Source organism: Mesorhizobium sp. WSM4898, from assembly GCF_029625845.1.
Lineage (GTDB): Bacteria > Pseudomonadota > Alphaproteobacteria > Rhizobiales > Rhizobiaceae > Mesorhizobium.
Map to the genome: position 1 here is coordinate 1 of NZ_JARTVQ010000027.1, position 1,196 is coordinate 1,196.

Here is a 1,196-nt window from a genome sequence, read left to right on the forward strand (position 1 = left end):
GCAGGGGAATCGCAGATAAGTTGATTGGCTATTGCCAAGCCGGAAAGAAAGGATTCTTGAGAGGCTTTCTCGTAGCAGAGGAGGCCCGAGTGCGGCTTGTTTTGTCGATCCTGCAAGCAGTTCGCGATCCGCGCGACATCAACGCGCGGCATGATCTTGCTGAACTTCTGTTTCTGGCGCTGGCGGCGACGCTGTGCGGGGCCAAAAGCTGTGTGGATATTGCGGAGTTCGCAGAGGGGCGCGAGGAGGAGCTGAAAGAGTTCATCGAGCTGAAGCATGGGTGTCCGAGCCACGACACCTTCAGCCGGGTGTTTCGGCTTCTTGATCCGCAGGAGTTGTCGGATGCGCTGAGCGCCTTCATGGCGGCATTGCGGCGTGAGCTTGGGCTCGGCCCACCGCGTGGCGTGGTGGCCGTCGACGGCAAGGCGCTGAGGCGCGGTTATGAGAAGGGCCGCGCCTTCATGCCGCCGCTGATGGTCAGTGCCTGGGATGCCGAGACGCGGCTGGCGATTGCGGCAACGCGGGCGCCGGCCTCCGACGAGGTTGCAGCGACGCTGGCGCTGCTGAAGAGCCTGGATCTCAAGGGCTGCACGGTGACGGCCGACGCCTTGCATTGTCGCCCCGAGACGGCCAAGGCGCTGCTGGCGCAGAAGGCGCATTATGCCCTTGGGCTGAAGGCCAACCGGGGTCGTCTGTTTGCCGCGGCCGAGAAAAGCTTCGCCGCGGCGGGCGAGATCGCCGGCTTCGAAACACGCGACAGCGGCCATGGCCGCACCGAAGTGCGCCGCGCCAGCGTGCTGCCGCTTGCCAGGCTCAAGGACGCGCCCGCCTTCCCCGGCCTCAAGGCCATTGGCCGCATCGAGGCCCTGCGCACCACTGCCGACGGCAAGACGACCACATCGGTCCGCTATATCGCCCTCTCCAAGGTGCTGACGCCCAACAAATTGGCTGAGACGGTTCGTGCCCACTGGACGATCGAGAACCAGTTGCACTGGAGCCTTGATGTTGTCTTCCACGAGGATGACGCCCGCACCCGAAAGGACAACGCGCCACAAAACCTGGCCGTCATCCGCAGGCTCGCCCAAAACATCTTGGCTGCCCATCCCCTCGACAAACCAATCGCCAGCAAGATGCGCAGGGCCAATTGGAGCAAAGACTTCTTCTATGAACTCTTTACTCATATGCGATAGCCCTGC

General features: G+C 63.0%; 1 protein-coding gene. It reads left to right on the forward strand.

Translation table 11 applies throughout. The features are described from left to right. Nucleotides 1-89 precede the first annotated feature (89 nt). On the forward strand, nucleotides 90-1,190 hold the full coding sequence (locus P9228_RS30800; protein ID WP_095829204.1) for an ISAs1 family transposase: 1,101 nt from the start codon (nucleotides 90-92) through the stop codon (nucleotides 1,188-1,190). The last annotated feature ends 6 nt before the right edge of the window (nucleotides 1,191-1,196 follow it).